Raw genomic sequence first — 17,513 nt, 5'->3', positions numbered from 1 at the left:
TCCGTTCTTATCAGCTAAATCAGCGTCATCCGTGTTTCTATCTATTCCCCAACCTTCACCCTCACTCCTTCACTATGACTTGTAAACTCAGGGGCATACATACATTGTATACTGGTAATGCCGCTGCTGTAATTACCGGCATGAGTAATGAACAGCGGATATTCAAATACATAGGTTCCTTTGTTTAACCAGCCAAAGAAAAAGTTGGTGCTGGCATCTTTGGTGCTTTCGTAATAGCCTAAACCGCCCTGCCATTTATATTCACTGATCACATTCACGGGTTCCATACAGCTTGGACGCATATCTTTCATGTGTACATATTCCATGTTTCGGTCAACACGTAATTCAATGCGAACTTTTATTTTATCACCCACTTTCAATACGTCACTTTCATTCACCGGTGTAAGTACCGGTCCGTTTGCTGAATTACGTTCAACAAAATACTGCTTCTTCAATTTTAACGGTGTTTCACTTGCAGTGATCTTATCGAGGTTTTCAAAATACTGCCAGTATGCGCTTCCCCAGGAAGGTTGATTGTTGCTCTTACTCACTGTTACCTGTATATTTCCCAAAGATGGTTTTACAAAGCTTGCTTCTATGCTGCGTTTAAAATAGCCTGTACCAATTTCGGTTGATTCAGTTGATGTGGTAAACAGCTGATCACCTGCTTTTATTTCAACTACTGGTTCATTTGCAATCCACTCACCACCCTGCAGCAATAATGCATAACAGGCTTCAGCTGTTGCAATGGTTGTTTTCCAGTTCTGTGTTTGTTTTTGTTTCAACAGCCATGTTTTTAAATCAGCAACCGCTTTTTCATCATTGCTTACATCACTGAATACTTCAATCATCATCGCCTGTGCTGAAACAGGAGCCTGGTACCAGTAATAACCGGCATTGAATTCCTTCCAGTACATGCCCATCTCTTCACTCTGCAATGCATTTTCTTTTAATGATTTCACAATGGCTGTTGATGTTTTCACATCTTTACTGCGGTGTAATGACAGAGCGATCATTCCCTGCATATATCTGCCTTCTTTGATCCAGTACTGCTGTGTTTGTTTGTAGTAGTAGTCGTAAGCAGTTTTACTCGCTGCTGCAACCGGAACATCTTTGAAGAAACTCCGCATGTACAGATACTGAATCTGCATATAACCTGTAGTGTAACTTTTCAGGTTGGTTTTATATTTCAGCAGGTTGTCATAATCTTCTTTGAGTTTCTTATCGAGATAAGGAATGGCTTTTGCAAGAATTGCATTGATCGCTTTCTCCTGTTCTTTTGGTAAAGCATTCAGCTTTTTTAAATGACCGATTCCTGTTGCAATGTATTGGGTGATGTAACGGTCATCAGGTCCGCCCTTGAACCATACAAAGCCGCCATTGCTCGATTGCATTCCCTGCAACTGTGCAAGCGTTTTAGTTAACTCACTGCTCATGCGAACCATATCAAACAGCAATGCAATATTTTTCTTTTGCTCTTCTTCATTCTTTGCCTGCAATACCCAGGGAGTTTCCTGCAGCAGCACTGATTTCAATTCTTCATTCTTCTGCAGGTTACTTTGTAAAGCAGCAGCACTGCTGATCTTCCATTTATCAAACACCGCTTTAATGCGTGGAAGTTTGGTTGTGATATGCGAAGCAAGTGCATTGGCATAAAAACGGTTCCATGTCTGTTCAGCACATTCGTAAGGATACTCCATCAGGTAAGGCAATGCCTGTACCGCATACCAAACAGGATTGCTGGTAAACTCAATGGTGAATTTATGCTGCGTTAAACTTTCTGACTGTTCTGAATTAAGCAGTTTGGTGAACACAAAACTCTTTGTTCCATCACCACGCATGGGCAACGGTAATGTTTCTGTTACCAGCATGCGATTAGTGAGAACAGGAATGGTTGCTTCTTCACCATCGCTTACAGCTTTTACCATACCACCGGCAGGAGCACCTTTTGCAATAATTCGGTATGTAAGTGCTTCATTGAAATTGTAAGGCACATCAGTTCTGAATTTCACCACAGTACTTTGTCCGGCTGCAACAGTGAAATGCTGCACAGGAAATGTATTCTGGAACCAGCCATCAACCGGCTGCATGGTGGATGTGTTGAATAGCTGCAAACCGCTTTGCCCGGTAATTTCTTTATCAGTGAGATTGCTGATCTTGGCGCTGAATTCAAAACGGTCACCTTCACGAAGAAAACGTGGAGCAAAGGTTTGTACCATCAGTTCTTTTTGTGTGATGATAGATTTTTCTGAAACACCCAGCGACAGATCTTTTGTATGTGCCAGCAATAACCATTTCCATTTGGTTAATGCTTCGGGCATGGTAAAGCTGAAACTGATATTCCCTTCTTCATCTGTTTTTAAATCAGGAAAGAAGAAAGCTGTTTCGTTGAAGTTTTTACGGATTTGGATTGATTCATCAGGCTTTGTTACATTTTCATCAGGAACAATTTTAGGCAGTGTAAATTTATTTGTTTTAAAGTCAAAAGCCACAGTATCTGCGTTGTCAAAACGTTGATCCTGAATTACTATTGCTGGCATTGATGGAGCAGCCATTGCTTCTTCTCTTTTTTCATATTCAACTTTTCCTTTTCTTTTATACATCATTGTTTCACGGGTAGAAAACAACTTAATTAAATAGTCATATCTTTTATCATACGCTTTCCAATTCTGTTGTACCTCCCATTCTTTTTTCCATGAATTGATCTGTGCAAAACCTGCACCACTCCATGCATTGTTCATATAGTTTACTGGAAACAGATCAGGTTTGTTCCAGCTATGCGGTTTAAACTGATCTAATGACGCATCGTACATACTGGTTAATAATTCAGCAGCCACTTTATCTCCTTTGTACCCGCTGATTTTTACTTTCCACTGTTCTTCACTTCCGGGTAAGGTTTTATCACGGAAGGTTTCATAACTAATGCTGAGTTCTTTGTTGCTCCATGGTACAGATACATAGCGTGTAAAGCTGAAGAAACGGTTATGCTTCACAAACGAATAACTGTAACCAAAACCGCCACGTTCTTTTTCTGTAACAGGAACAGTGATTTGCTTCTGTTCATTACTGAGTTGATAGTAACGGAGATTACTCAGGTCATCTTTCGGATCAATCTGTATGAGGTACACATCACTGGCACTGCTGCCGAAAGAAAGATTAGCTGAAGTTCCCGGCTCAGCTGTAACAGCTGCAGGAAGCTGCCAAACATATTCCGGTGAGATGGTAGTTTTTGTTTTACCATCAACCAACTGAATATAGGTTTGATTCTTTACTTCATTACCGTCTTTATCTCTGGTAATTGCTTCAACAATGTACCATCCGGGTTGAAGGTTTGGGTTTGTTATCTGAAATTTTGAATCAGCTGTAGAGCTGTCACTCTTCTCATATACTTTTTCCAGCCTGTTCCAGCTTTCTTTTTCTGTTTCATTATTGTATTCATCATTTGGAAAATCGCTGAGATATTCTTTTTCATTCAGTACAAACTGATCGGGTTGCTCCCAGTAACGATCCCTGATCAACCGGGTCGGTGCATTGAGTTTGTGCATGCTCACAGTTAAATTGCTCTTTACAAATTCACCCATCATATTTTGTGTAGCAATGTTGATGAACTTCAAACTGTCGGCCACCATCATTTCACCCTGCGGCAAGCTGATCTCTAACTGCAAAGATTTGTAAGCAACACTTACTGTTGTTTCACCGCTTCTTGTTTCACCGTTGAGATCGGTTACATCAGCAATGATTTTATAATCAAATACAGGTTCTAATTCTTTCCGCACCTGTTTATCAGGAATGGCGGTGAACACAATTTCAAATGTGCCATCCTCTTTTGTTTTTACTTCACCATGTGCAATTTCCTGTTCCTGCATAAGAGGCCATCCCCATTTCCAGCAAAGCCATGGATAGAGCAGACGGGGTTCTCTTACTACACGATACTTTACCAATGCGCCATCAATATTATTTCCGGCATAAGCTTTTGCATTACCGGTGATTTTGATCTTGTCATTTACACGGTAACTTTCTTTTACGGGTTGATACTCTACATAAAATTTCGGACGTTTGTATTCTTCTACAGAAAAATTGGTTGATCCACCAGTTACACTTTCTTCCAGACGGAAACTGCCATTCATTCTTCCGGTTGGTAAAACAAATTTGCCGGAATAAGAACCATATTCACTGCTGGTTACAGTAATGGAATCAATCTTTTCACTGTTGGCATCATACAGGATGATCTTTGCTTTCAGTCCTTCCACTACTTTTGGTTTACCTGTAATTGCATCTCTTGTGGTTACAATTCCTTTGAAGTAAACGGTTTGACCTGGGCGGTAAATAGAACGGTCGGTAAAGAAAAAAGTGCGACGGTTTTTTGCTTCATCAATCTCTTCTTTCTTTCCACGGTACACAAAGGCATAAGCCCTGTCATCTAAATGCAGCACATCTTTTTCATACTGTATTTCCAGTGTACGGCTGTATGCATTGTTATCGGGTGTTTTTGTAACACGGAAATTTCCATTGGCATTGCTGGTATAGGTAGCAGCTTTAGTATAAACATTCTTGCTTTGATCGTAATTATATTTCTGCTCCCATAAAATAATGTTTGCTTTTGCCAATGGCTGACCGCTTTCACGGTTCACCACAAAAAACTCATCGGCATTGTGCATCCATGCAATATTGCTTACATGAAAAAACTGTGCAGCTAAAATATTTTTGCTTAAGCTGAAATTTGCATCGCCACTTGCAAGCAGCATGTAAGTGCCAACAGGCAGCTGACTTACTTTGATTTCTGTGCTGTGTATTTGATGGTCATCGCTGGCAGGTAAAGTATAATTGAAATTCTGTACAGCAGGTAAAGCTGTTAATTTTTTCCAATACTCATCTTCCCAGTTGCGGTTCTGTAATTCTTCAAATGCCTGCTTATCCATTTTCACAATCCTGAAATATGCTTTGCTGATATTACGGTAACTGAGCAATGAACGAAAAGGTTTGCCGGGAATATTTACTTTTTCTGAAATAATAGAAATGTCTTTGTTCTCTATCTGGTTTAACAGGCTGTTGCAATTCGCTTTTCCTTCGCTTTCTTCTTTTTGATTGATGAACTGTTTGCAGAGAGCAGCTGCTTTCTGATAATAATATCTTGGATTGGTCGCATCATCAGCTTTATGTTTTTTGAAATCATAAGTAGCTGCATAATCTGCATAATCCTGTGCCAGCAGGTAAGCGGCCTGTGCAACTACGGGCTGATTGTTATACTGACTGAGCAAATGATTCAGGCTCTGCCTGTACAATTCATTCTTCGAAGGGTGTGTTGAGAAGCGGTTTACAAATTGTATACGATGCAGACCAACATCAACCAATGCATCATTCTTTGTATCGTTGATATGAAAGGCGATCAGTCTCTGATATAACAGTAAAGCTTTATGCTGTAAGGAAAGTGAATCAGTTGTTACAAATTTTCTTGTAATGAAATCTGCAGCAGGATCAAATGCAGAAGCTGTGCTGATTTCAAATGCATCGGCAGGTTTGGTAATGCTGCGTTCATCATTTTCAAAATAGGCAATGGCACGGTTTGTCAGCAGATCAAACAGGGTTGGGCGCAGATGGCGCATATTCCCTTTGCTGATGATAGGATCAAACTCATCGAGCTTTGTTTGCTGCAACAGTTTTTCATTTTGAATAGACGCTAAATAAAGAGATGAAATCTTTTTATGAAAATCATCGATGGTCCATGTTTCCAGATCATCTTTTACAAATGCTGTTGTATTGGTACGGTCGTAGAATTTCCAGCGGTTGTTCTGTACGTATTGCCAGTAAGCTTCGGCGGTAAAATTGCTGAGAATGGATTTTACCGGTTCAGCAGAAATGCTGATCTCTTTTTCGATTTCTTTAATGGCTTTTACATCCGCATCTTCTTCTTTCAGCTGCTGCAGGTTTACACGGAACACCAATGCTTTGATCAGCTGCCCGTTGTTCTTTTCTTTTTTGGCTGCTTCATAGATGGTCTTTACTTCTTTTAAAGCAGATTCTGTAAGACCTTTTTTATTGACCAGGTCATCCACTTTTTTCCAGGCAGTGCTATAATTGAATTTCGGTTGTGCTTGTAACATGGTACAGAAAGAAAGGAGTAAGAGGTTAACAAGTAAGAGGCGTTTCATCAACATGACTACGATTTTTGTAAGGTAAAAAATTACTTCCATGATGGGATGCAAAGAAAGAAGGAATTACACAAACATTGTCATTTCAAAGAGGAAGAAGTCTGGGATAGGTATGGCATACCTCTAAGGTATGCCATACCTGTTGGAATGACAGCGATTTCCTTTAACGAATCTTTAGGAGTAGTAATTCTGAAATAGACCGTTCTGCTAAATGAGATGGCAATGAGGATGATTAAAAAGCCCGGGCCGAACTTTAAAAAAAGTTGCTGGATTTCTGCCCGATGAAGCAACGATTGAGGCAGTAATACTGTCTTTGATGTTAACAGGAAATTTTTCATCTGTATCGAAGCGAATATACTCAGTAAGAACATCTATTGATTATGAACCGAACCCCGCCGATTGGCGGGGTTTTTATTTATTTGAGAATCTGATGCTGTTTGTCCATTCAGGATGTGGAAACAAATGGCGATTGCACGCAAAAGATCGGGTCAGTAAAGTTTGTGGTTGGTCGGTAGGGTTTTTGCTCCTAATGATTGGATTGTGAATTAGTTTGATGTTTGCTTAGGCTTTATTTTGTCTATATAGGAAGTTGCGAGAATGGTTCCTATGTCAATCAAATGGTGGATTGCATTGGAAAAATAATCTACATCTATTTTAAGAATTACACCTTTTCTAAACTTATACTTAGGGTTGTCTTTTAAATATTTTTCATCAACAGATCCTCCATGATGCATAATAATGTTTCTCCTTGAAAATATTTCTGATAAAGCCTCTAAATTGAATTTGTTTGAATCTGTTTTTGAATTTGAAACCATTTTATGGTTGAATATAATTTTAAATCTGTTTTCCAAAAAACTAAGCTTTTCCTTAAAACTTAGATATCCAATTTCATAGAGCTCGGCCTTAATGATATCTTCTTTAAGAGTCCTTAAGCTTTTAGCTTTAAGGATATTTTCGTAAGTAAGTGTCTTTTTTGTAGAATTTAAGTTTGTTATTGATGCTCTAAAAAATTCAGCAGTAATATTTGTGAAGTATGCTTCAAAAGTTGCGATAGCGTAAATGAACGTCATTGTTAAGACAAGCTCTGGATATAAGGTTAGTTTTTCTTTATCAGTTTTTAGATGTTCAATTATTGCAGCAGAGTCTTCTTGGACAAAAGGGTCTTTTTCAATACTCTCAATGAATTTAGCTTGATCAATAGCAAAAGTCCTATAAGCCCTATTTGTTGTATTCTTAAAAAAGTTCAATTCTAATAACTCCTTTAAGAATTCTAAATGATAATTATCTATTTCTTTTATTGGATTTTTTCTCATAGATAAGTGATTTAAAATATAACATTATATTTAGGTGATGTCTCGGTTCGTATGCTCATAAGTCGAAATTAATGTTTTTTGAAATAGTTCGATAAAATGGGAACTCTTGATTAAACTCTGCTTATCTTAAAAATCTCATAAATCATGGTTCAGACAATTGCTGAACAGAATTACAAAATGTACAAGAGTGCGATACTTCGACTAAGCTCAGTATAAACTGCCACGCAAACAAAGTTGCCATAGAAATGGAACTGTGAACCGAGCGTGGCAACAATGGATGCCATAAAAAACCTATCGCTGATAACACCCCTCCTTCATAAAATTTCGGCGGGTGATAAAAAGAAAACCCCGCATGTACATGCGGGGTTTAATATTTTAATGTGTACAGTCGCACTGAAGGCGAACAGGCACGGCTTATTTCTTCATAATCGCTGCCATTGTTTTACCAATATCAGCAGGACTGTCAACTACATGAATTCCGCATTCAGTCATGATCTGCATTTTAGCAGCAGCAGTATCTTCTGCACCACCAATGATGGCACCGGCATGTCCCATACGGCGGCCGGGAGGCGCTGTTTGTCCGGCAATAAAACCAACCACCGGTTTCTTTGGATTTGCTTTGTACCAGCGTGCAGCTTCTGCTTCCATACCACCACCAATTTCACCAATCATTACCACCGCATCTGTTGCATCATCATTCATAAATAATTCCAGAGCTTCTTTGGTTGTTGTGCCAATGATGGGATCGCCACCAATACCAACTGCAGTGCTTACACCCAATCCTGCTTTAGCAACCTGGTCGGCAGCTTCGTAAGTAAGTGTTCCGCTTTTTGAAACAATACCAATGCGTCCGGGAATGAATACAAAGCCGGGCATGATGCCCACTTTACATTCACCTGCTGTAATTACACCGGGACAGTTAGGTCCGATCAATCTTGTATTGGTTCCTGCTAAATAATGTTTTGCTTTTACCATATCCTGTACGGGAATACCTTCGGTAATACAGATCACGAGTTTAATACCAGCAGCTGCAGCTTCCATTATTGCATCGGCTGCACAAGCAGGCGGAACAAAAATGATACTTACATCGGCCCCGGCTTTTTGTACAGCTTCTTCCACTGTATTAAAAACGGGTTTATCGAGATGGGTTGTTCCACCTTTACCGGGTGTAACACCACCAACAAGATTGGTTCCGTATTCGATCATTTGTGTTGCATGGAAAGTGCCTTCTGTTCCGGTAAAACCCTGAACAATTACTTTGGAATTTTTATTAACGAGAATACTCATATTACAGCTTTAAAAGTTGCGCAAAGATAAGGGAATCGGCTTGTGTGTTTTGATGTTTAAGCCTGATAGTTTTTGTCAATGACCGGGTTGCTCAGCGGCTGTTGGCTCAGAGCTAAAGGCTTCGGCTTTTATCTGCTCCTGCTGCTGGTACTGCTTTTGCCTGTATAACCCCAGGTGAGGCTTCCCCAATAGCTTTGCCATGTTGCTTTTGGGTCGGCATCGAGGTGAATCATGTGTACAGAACTAACCATCCATTCGCCGCCGGTTGTAACAGGGAAACTGATTTCGCCATTGGCATCGCTGAGATAAGAAGTGTCCGTTACAGCATCGGGCATTTTATTCCACACCCGCATTTTAACATTGGCCAATGGTTGACCTTTAAACAATATTTTCACTTTCATGAGTTGATTGTTGCTGATGGTATAAGGATGGGAGAGTGGAATAATATCTAAAGGAAGCGAGGTTTGTTTTTTGCAGACATCTGTTTTTTTAGTGCCTACCTGTACAATGGTTTTTACAGAACGCTGATAAAATTCATGACCCATTGAATCGGTTTCGTTATGTTCTCTGCGGTAGTCAATGGTTGAGGCTAATCCATCTTCTGAAAGATACTCATTGAACTTTGGCGCTTCCAGTTCGATATAAGAATTAACACTGTTGAATATTACCATGGCAGTACCTTCTTCAAACAAGGAGAACTGAACAGAATCGCCTTCGTCGGAACTGAGTGCGGTTTTAAGATTGTCTGTTACATCTGCATAGTACAGTTTTAATTCCTGCACACGTTCATCGTTTCCTTTCCAGTTGTCACCGGCAAAACCTTCGCCAACTTTAAAACGGATATTTACTTCATCGCCTGCACTGAATAAATACTGCTGGGGTTGCAACCAGAATTCATGTGCAAGTATGGGAACTACACAAGTAAGAATGGCTGTAAGAATGAAAACCTTTTTGAATGTCATAGTTCAATTATCAAATTTCCAAATCTTCAAATTGCTTATTACTTCATCATCTCATCCATATTCCTGTCGTCGCTGATTTTTCCTTTTGCTTCCAGCATCCTCATATCTTTTGCATCCTGTAAAAACTCAGAAGCAAAGATGAAATTATTTAGTTCTTCGTTTTTACTGAAGATGATATCATGATTGCTGCCTTCCCATTCTTTGCGGCCCTGATGCATGAAAATGATTTTATCGCCAATTTCCATTACACTGTTCATGTCGTGTGTGTTCACAATCGTCGTCATGCCGAATTCTATGGTAATTTCTTTAATAAGCTTATCAATGACTAAAGATGTTTTTGGATCGAGACCTGAGTTAGGCTCATCACAAAACAAAAATTTCGGGTTGAGTACAATAGCTCTTGCAATACCCACACGTTTTTTCATACCACCGCTGATCTCTGCAGGAAATTTTGCATTGGCACCGGTAAGATTTACTCTTGCCAGTACTGCATTTGCTTTTTCATGTTTTTCTTTTGCGCTCAGTTTGGTAAACATGTCTAACGGAAACATTACATTCTGTTCTACCGTCATGGAATCAAATAAAGCAGAACCCTGGAACAGCATGCCGATCTGCTGACGTAATAGCTTACGTCCTTCTTCATTCATGTTGGTGAAACTGTCGCCATCGTACAACACATCGCCGCTGTCGGGTTCAAATAATCCAACAAGGCATTTCATTAATACGGTTTTGCCGCTGCCGCTTGCACCAATGATGAGATTGCATTTGCCTGTTTCCAGTGTAGCAGAAACATCTTCAATCACTGTTTTGTCGCCAAAACCCTTGTGTATATTTTTGATTTCGATCATGCTGTTATAATAATAAAGCTGCCAGTGCGTAATCGGCCAATAAAATTAAAATACAACTTACAATTACTGATTTAGTACTTGCTCTTCCTATTTCAAGTGACCCCCCTTCTACATGATATCCGTAATAAGCAGGGATACTTGAAATGATGAAGGCATAAGTATAGGTTTTACTCATGGCAAACACCACGTTGTATGGAATAAAATCTTCCAGTAAACCATCATTGTAAATATCAGCAGGAAGAATACCTGATAATTCACCAGCCATTCTTCCGCCCCAGATACCTAATACTGCTGCGAGTACAACCAGGCAGGGAACAACAATGAGTGCCGCCAGAATTTTGGGCATGATGAGATAAGCCTTGGTATTGATGCCCATGATTTCCAGTGCATCAATTTGTTCACTGATACGCATGTTCCCAAGTTCACTTGCAATACGGCTTCCAACAACACCTGCCAGCACTACGCAAATCAATGTTGGCGCCAGTTCAAGAATGATGTTATCTCTTACAATAACAGCGATCACTGTTTTTGGAATGAGCGGAGTAATCAACTGGTAAGCTGTTTGCACCGTTGTTACCGCACCAAGAAAAACAGCAATGATGGCAACAATTCCAACAGAACGTACACCAATTTCATTGCACTGGTGCATCAGCTCTTTCCAGTAAAGGCGGTGATTCTCCGGTTTGGAGAACATGCCTTTGATCATGATGAGGTAACGGCCAAGTGATGTAAAAAAATTCATAGTTGTTATCAGTAATCGGTTATTGTCTCTTTGTTTGTGAAGATACTAATCGTCAGGAAGAAACCATAACCGGCATTCAGTCAGCTTCAGATTTCGTGGTTAACTTTTTTGAACCTTTTCCACAAGGGTGATTTTTTTACCACTTCTTCTGTATTGCCTTTTCCTTTCATTTGTGCATCCACAACAGCAATCAGCACCATGTTGAAAATGGAACGTACAGAACTTCCCAGTTGCAAAATATGAACCGGCTTCTTTAAACCCAGTAAGATTGGCCCGATGGCATCTGCATCACCTACTTCCTGCAGCAGGTTGTATGCAATATTGCTGCTGGCAAGATTCGGGAAGATGAGGATATTCGGTTCGCCATTTACCAGTTCGCTGAACGGATAATTTTCTTTCAAAATTTCTTTATTGAATGCAACAATGGGTTGTACTTCTCCATCGCAAACAAGGCCCGGCTCTCTTTCTTTCACAATCTCTCTTGCTTTTGCAACCAGTCTTGCTTCGGCTGAATCGCTGCTGCCAAAGTTGCTGTAACTCAGCATGGCAATACGTGGAGTAATACCAAATGTCCGTACTTCTTTTGCCACGAGCTGGGCAATATCAGCCAGTTCATCTGCTCTTGGATTAAAGTTCACAGTTGCATCAGCTAAGAACAAAGGCCCACGTTTGGTAAGCATGATATACATGCCTGCAATTTTTTTCACATCATCATCTTTGCCAATGATCTGCAATGCAGGACGGATGGTATCAGAATATTTTCTGCTTAATCCACTGATCATGGCATCTGCTTCACCGGTTTCCACCATCATACAGCCAAAATGTGTACGCTCTTTCATGGCCTTATTGGCTTCATACCGGTTTAATCCTTTACGCTGGCGTTTTAAAAATAACTGCAATCCGTATTCATGACGTTTCTCATGCAGCTCTTTTGCTTTTGGATCAAGTACAGGAATGCCTTCCAGGTCAACACCGTTTACTTCGGCCATATCACGGATGTTTTTTTCATCACCCAGTAAAATGGGATAAGCAATTCCTTCTTCATATGCCAGTTGTGCAGCTTTCAGCACTTTTACATTTTCTGCATCAGCAAAAACAACACGTTTCGGTTCTTTTCTTGCCTTATTACCAATAGCACGCATCAGCTGGTTGTCAATGCCCAAACGTTTGTTGAGCTGCAGTTCATATTCTTCCCAGTTGGTAATGGGGTTTTGTGCAACACCACTTTCCATCGCTGCTTTTGCAACAGCAGGTGCTACATAACTCAGCAATCTTGGATCAAGCGGTTTTGGAATAATATATGTTTGACCGAATGAGATACTTTTTTCATTGTAGGCCATGTTTACAATATCGGGCACAGGAGTTTTGGCTAATTCTGCCAATGCCTTCACAGCTGCCAGTTTCATGGCTTCGTTGATCTTGGTGGCACGTACATCCAGTGCACCACGGAAGATGTAAGGAAAGCCGAGTACATTGTTTACCTGGTTAGGATAATCGCTGCGGCCTGTTGCCATAATTACATCATTGCGTGCAGCAACAGCTTCTTCATAACTGATCTCTGGATCAGGATTCGCCATTGCAAATACAATCGGTTTCTTTGCCATGGTCTTCACCATTTCACCGGTAATTACATTCGCCACACTTAAACCGATAAATACGTCAGCATTTTTCATGGCATCAGCCAGTGTCATATCCGGATCTTTCACCGTTACTGCAAAACGTTTTTTATTATCATCGAGATTGGTGCGGCCGGTATGGATCACTCCCTTACTGTCGAACATTAAAAAGTTTTCCGGCTTAGCACCCAGTGATTGATATAATAATACACAGCCCATGGCTGCGGCACCTGCACCATTCACCACGAATTTTACTTTGTCGATTTTCTTTCCCTGTATTTCTAAAGCATTTAATAAAGCAGCTGAGCTGATGATGGCAGTACCATGCTGATCATCGTGCATAATGGGAATTTTCATTTCCTCTTTTAGCCTTTGCTCAATGATGAAACATTCAGGTGCTTTGATATCTTCTAAGTTGATACCGCCGAATGTTGGTTCCAAGAGCCTTTACAATCTGGATGATTTTTTCCGGATCTTTTTCGTTGAGTTCAATATCAAATACGTCAATGTCGGCAAAGATTTTAAACAGTACTGCCTTTCCTTCCATCACCGGTTTGCCTGCTTCGGGTCCAATATCACCCAAACCTAACACAGCCGTTCCGTTACTGATTACGGCTACAAGGTTTCCTTTTGCTGTGTATTTATAAACGTCTTCAGGATTGTTGTGAATTTCCATGCAGGGTACTGCAACACCCGGTGAATAAGCCAACGATAAATCCCGTTGAGTTTTTGTTTCTTTGGTAGAAATGACTTCAATCTTTCCCGGTCTTCCTTTTGCATGATACTCGAGGGCCTGTTGTGCCCGTAGATCGTCTTTGTTCATATGTATTGTTTTTTGAAAGCAGTCGTTAAAACGACAGGATGGGCAAGGTACGAAATATGAGATAAGACCCTTTGCCGGAAAAGTAAAAGAAAAATGAATGTTTAGAGCACTTCAATCTGTGTACTGAGCAGGTCAGTAAACTCATCTCTTCTCACCAGCACTTCAGCCGGTTTATACCGTGAGTTATATTTGCTGCTCATTTCAAAACCGTAAGCACCTGCATTATAAAAAACAAGATAATCGCCTTCCCTGATTTCGTTGAGTAAGCGATCGGTGGCAAACGTATCTGTTTCGCAGATATAACCCGTGATCATGTATTTCTTTTCTTCACCGGTGGGGTTGGAAATATTTTTAATGTGATGATAAGCATCATACATCATCGGACGGATTAGATGATTCAGACCCGTATCCACTCCGGCAATATCCACTTCGCCATTTTCTTTCATCACATTTACCTGTGAAACCAGGTAACCGCATTCGCTCACTAAAAACTTTCCGGGTTCAAACCATACCTGGAGTTTTTTATGATCGGCCAAAGGATGTGCATCAAAGGCCTGCTTCAGTTTTTGTCCAAGTAACGCAACATCGGTTTCGTTTTCTTCAGGACGGTAAGGCACTTTAAAACCACCGCCGAGATCAATCACTTCCAGTTCAGGAAAATGAGGAATCAAATCAAATAACACTTCAATGCCTTTTACAAATACATCTGCATCTTTAATTTCACTTCCGGTATGAATATGTAAGGTGCGGATGAAAATGTTGTGCTGCTTTACAATTGCTTCCAGTTCAGGAATCTGTTCAACAGGTATTCCAAATTTACTTTTATTATGACCAGTTGATATTTTTATATTGCCGCCAGCTAAAATATTCGGGCGGAGACGGACACCAACAGGGTAACTGTGCCCGTATTTCTTTCCAAACTTTTCAAGGTTGGATAAACTGTCGATGTTGATGTTAACACCTGCTGCAACAGCTTCTTCAATTTCAGCAAAGGCAATACCATTGCTGGTGTACAAAATATTGTTGGGATCGAAACCTGCGTGCAGGGCCATCTTCACTTCGTTGATGCTGCTGCAGTCAATATTGCATCCAATACTTTTAATGTAACGGAGAATATTGATATTCGTTAATGCTTTACTTGCATACCAAATCTTAGTGTCAAGCACTGAAAAGGCTGACACTAATTTTTCATACTGACTTTTTATTTTTTCTGCATGATATACATACACGGGTGTGCCAAACTGTTCTGCAATTTGTACCAGTTGATCATTTGCTAAAGAAGGAGTCATGTTTCGATTGAGTGAGCTGCGAAATTACAAGAAATGTTAGTAAGGTAGAGCGCTGAAAGTAACCTGAACCGATTATAATCCAGTAAAAGCTAGTAATAGTCTTCTATTTTCATTTTGCTGTCTCTTTGTTCAGTTATACCGTCAACTTTTCACAAGCTTTACCATGTAAAAATTTTGTTTCTGCCTTTATTACTATTTTTTTATTAATATCAATTAAATCATGACGGCGATAAACTTTTATTTTATCATAATCGTTTTTTGATAAATACAGGGTTTTATTATCTTGTTCACCTTTTTTCAACAAAGGAAGGTTTTCGATTTCAATTTGTCGTAATAAATAGAAATCTTAAGTCAAAATCTCCGTTTAACGGTGTCGGTGTATCCTTGTTTACTATTGTGGTTGGACTGCCTAAGCCAATTAAAGTAAAGGTCCCTTAATAATCTGTAGTGTTTTGGGATGCAAGATGGAATAAAAGAATAGCTGCTAAAATCGAAGCGGTGAATAAGTTGTGAATTTTCATAAAGATGAATAAATCACAATGAAATTATAGATTTTCCTCGTCACCCTCATCTTTTTTCTCTTCAACTTCCTGCTCGTCAGCAATTTGTTCTTCAGTGGCAGAAGGTTCTTCTTCTGTTTCGGATTCTTCCGTTGTTTCTTCTTCAAGAAGTACAACATCTTCCAGAATGATATCTTCTATAACAGCATCTTCAGTTGAAGCAGCTTCTTCATCTGTAACTTCCTGCTCAATTAAATCCCCTTCTTCTGTTACAATCAAAGCTTCTGATGATAATTCTTCTTCTTCATCACCGGCTACCTGGAGGAAATCACTCATTACACCGGTTGGTTCAACCAATTCACTGGATATAATTTCTCTGATCTTTGGTAAATCCTCCGGAGAATTAATGCCGAAATAATCCATAAAGGTTCTTGAAGTAGCGTATACCAACGGATGACCGGGAAGCTTTTCATTTCTGCCGGTAATCACAATCAATTCTTTTTCTAATAATTTCTGAACAGCATAATCGCAACTCACACCACGAATAGCTTCCATTTCACCTTTGGTGATGGGTTGTTTATAAGCAATGATGGAAAGTGTTTCCAATGCTGCAGTGCTGAGGCGTTTCAGGAATTTATCGCCATTGATCTGTGCAACTGTTTTATGAAATTCTTTCTTGGTAAGAAACTGCCAGCCTCCTCCGCTTTCTCTTACTTCAAAGGAGTAAAATTCAGAATTGTATTTTTCACGGATGGCGCTGATCGCAGCTTCTGTCTGATCAAGCGATGCCCTGTCTTCAAGAAAACCAAGTGCATTGTTCACCATATCACACAACTCTAAAGTTGTTAATGGCCGTTCAGCAGTAAAGATGAGCGCTTCAATATGCGGTATGATTACACTTAGTTCCATTTTGTAATTTAAAATTGATAATGGATAATTGAAAACGGGTCAGCATTATCAATTATCAACTGAATAATTATCCATTCAATGCTGCTGCACCACTTACAATCTCAGTTAACTCAGTTGTAATGGCTGCCTGGCGTGCACGGTTATAGCTGATACGGAGTGCACGCAGTAATTCCTGAGCGTTATCACTCGCTTTATCCATCGCTGTCATCCTTGCACCGTGTTCAGATGCGTTGGCATCCAGCACTGCTTTGAATAATTGTGTATTGAGGATCTTGGGCATTAATTCAGTAATCAGTTCTTCCTTGCCGGGCTCAAAAATAAAATCAGCTTTTGTTTTACTTGCCGTTGCTGCACTAACCACTTTAGGAATGGGAAGAAAACGTTCAGCTTTGAACTGCTGGGTTGCTGCATTTTTAAACTGGCTGTAGATCAGTTCCACTACATCATAATCGCCTTTCACAAATGCTTCCATTGCTGCGGCTGATGCCTGCTGTACAGTTTCAAAAGAAAGACGGTGGAAAATATCTCTGTAGGTATCGCTTGTTTTATAGTTTGCCCGTAACATGGCTTCCACACCTTTTTTACCAATGCCCCAAACTTCCACATGTCCCTTGCGGGCCTGTTCTGCATAATGATCGGTAATGGTTTGCTTGGCTAATTTCACCAGGTTGGCATTATAACCACCGCACAATCCACGGTCGCTGGTAACAAGAAGGATCAGTACTTTATTTACCGGGCGCTCATCGGCCAGTTTCATGCTCACACTGCCATCGCTGTTGCTCACAATATTGCTCAGCATTTCCTGCAGCTTTTGCGCATAAGGGCGCATTTGAATGATGGCATCCTGAGCTTTACGCAGTTTGGCCGCACTCACCATTTTCATGGCCTTTGTAATTTGCTGGGTGCTCTGAACGCTTTTGATCCTGTTACGTACCTCTTTTAATTGTCCGGGCATGTTTTTATACGTTTATTTTCCGGCCGCAAAGGTAAAGGAAAGAGGATGAAAAAGGGCAGGTGCTTTTGAAATTGTGGAAAAGGAAAAGCAGCCGTAAAGGCCCGGCCCGGATCATCTGCA

General features: G+C 40.1%; 10 protein-coding genes and 1 pseudogene. All 11 read right to left on the bottom strand.

Annotated features, from left to right (window positions below; genetic code table 11):
- Nucleotides 1-41 precede the first annotated feature (41 nt).
- Nucleotides 42-6,149: an alpha-2-macroglobulin gene (locus IPK31_03645; GenBank protein MBK8087105.1), complete on the bottom strand. Its 6,108-nt coding sequence runs from the start codon at nucleotides 6,147-6,149 to the stop codon at nucleotides 42-44.
- 545 nt (nucleotides 6,150-6,694) lie between these two features.
- Nucleotides 6,695-7,462 carry a hypothetical protein gene (locus tag IPK31_03640; GenBank protein ID MBK8087104.1) on the bottom strand — a complete coding sequence of 256 codons (768 nt, stop codon included), beginning with the start codon at nucleotides 7,460-7,462 and terminating at the stop codon, nucleotides 6,695-6,697.
- 414 nt (nucleotides 7,463-7,876) lie between these two features.
- Entirely contained in the window at nucleotides 7,877-8,749 is an 873-nt protein-coding gene (gene sucD / locus IPK31_03635) for a succinate--CoA ligase subunit alpha (protein MBK8087103.1), read from the bottom strand.
- A gap of 128 nt (nucleotides 8,750-8,877) precedes the next feature.
- Nucleotides 8,878-9,711, bottom strand: coding sequence for a DUF4198 domain-containing protein (locus IPK31_03630; GenBank protein ID MBK8087102.1), 834 nt, complete (start codon nucleotides 9,709-9,711; stop codon nucleotides 8,878-8,880).
- A 38-nt stretch (nucleotides 9,712-9,749) separates the two neighbouring features.
- The gene (locus tag IPK31_03625) at nucleotides 9,750-10,559 is read right to left on the bottom strand and encodes an ATP-binding cassette domain-containing protein (GenBank protein MBK8087101.1); all 810 of its coding nucleotides are present in this window, start codon (nucleotides 10,557-10,559) and stop codon (nucleotides 9,750-9,752) included.
- Between the two features lie 4 nt (nucleotides 10,560-10,563).
- On the bottom strand, nucleotides 10,564-11,301 hold the full coding sequence (locus tag IPK31_03620; GenBank protein ID MBK8087100.1) for an ABC transporter permease: 738 nt from the start codon (nucleotides 11,299-11,301) through the stop codon (nucleotides 10,564-10,566).
- 86 nt (nucleotides 11,302-11,387) lie between these two features.
- Nucleotides 11,388-13,740 (bottom strand): annotated as a pseudogene (locus IPK31_03615) (NADP-dependent malic enzyme).
- 101 nt (nucleotides 13,741-13,841) lie between these two features.
- The gene (gene lysA / locus IPK31_03610; GenBank protein ID MBK8087099.1) at nucleotides 13,842-15,029 is read right to left on the bottom strand and encodes a diaminopimelate decarboxylase; all 1,188 of its coding nucleotides are present in this window, start codon (nucleotides 15,027-15,029) and stop codon (nucleotides 13,842-13,844) included.
- 133 nt (nucleotides 15,030-15,162) lie between these two features.
- The gene (locus tag IPK31_03605; GenBank protein ID MBK8087098.1) at nucleotides 15,163-15,330 is read right to left on the bottom strand and encodes a hypothetical protein; all 168 of its coding nucleotides are present in this window, start codon (nucleotides 15,328-15,330) and stop codon (nucleotides 15,163-15,165) included.
- 244 nt (nucleotides 15,331-15,574) lie between these two features.
- Nucleotides 15,575-16,438, bottom strand: coding sequence for an SMC-Scp complex subunit ScpB (gene scpB, locus IPK31_03600; GenBank protein MBK8087097.1), 864 nt, complete (start codon nucleotides 16,436-16,438; stop codon nucleotides 15,575-15,577).
- Between the two features lie 67 nt (nucleotides 16,439-16,505).
- Nucleotides 16,506-17,393, bottom strand: a complete 888-nt coding sequence (gene atpG, locus IPK31_03595; GenBank protein ID MBK8087096.1) for an ATP synthase F1 subunit gamma — start codon at nucleotides 17,391-17,393, stop codon at nucleotides 16,506-16,508.
- Nucleotides 17,394-17,513: the final 120 nt, after the last annotated feature.

Source organism: Chitinophagaceae bacterium, from assembly GCA_016713085.1.
Lineage (GTDB): Bacteria > Bacteroidota > Bacteroidia > Chitinophagales > Chitinophagaceae > Lacibacter.
This window is presented reverse-complemented; position numbering and strand designations above follow the sequence as displayed.

Excerpts from the sequence above, each read along its gene's own strand:
- IPK31_03645 (MBK8087105.1), bottom strand. The coding sequence starts at position 6,149 with ATGAAACGCCTCTTACTTGTTAACCTCTTACTCCTTTCTTTCTGTACC.
- IPK31_03640 (MBK8087104.1), bottom strand. The coding sequence starts at position 7,462 with ATGAGAAAAAATCCAATAAAAGAAATAGATAATTATCATTTAGAATTC.
- sucD (MBK8087103.1), bottom strand. The coding sequence starts at position 8,749 with ATGAGTATTCTCGTTAATAAAAATTCCAAAGTAATTGTTCAGGGTTTT.
- IPK31_03630 (MBK8087102.1), bottom strand. The coding sequence starts at position 9,711 with ATGACATTCAAAAAGGTTTTCATTCTTACAGCCATTCTTACTTGTGTA.
- IPK31_03625 (MBK8087101.1), bottom strand. The coding sequence starts at position 10,559 with ATGATCGAAATCAAAAATATACACAAGGGTTTTGGCGACAAAACAGTG.
- IPK31_03620 (MBK8087100.1), bottom strand. The coding sequence starts at position 11,301 with ATGAATTTTTTTACATCACTTGGCCGTTACCTCATCATGATCAAAGGC.
- lysA (MBK8087099.1), bottom strand. The coding sequence starts at position 15,029 with ATGACTCCTTCTTTAGCAAATGATCAACTGGTACAAATTGCAGAACAG.
- scpB (MBK8087097.1), bottom strand. The coding sequence starts at position 16,438 with ATGGAACTAAGTGTAATCATACCGCATATTGAAGCGCTCATCTTTACT.
- atpG (MBK8087096.1), bottom strand. The coding sequence starts at position 17,393 with ATGCCCGGACAATTAAAAGAGGTACGTAACAGGATCAAAAGCGTTCAG.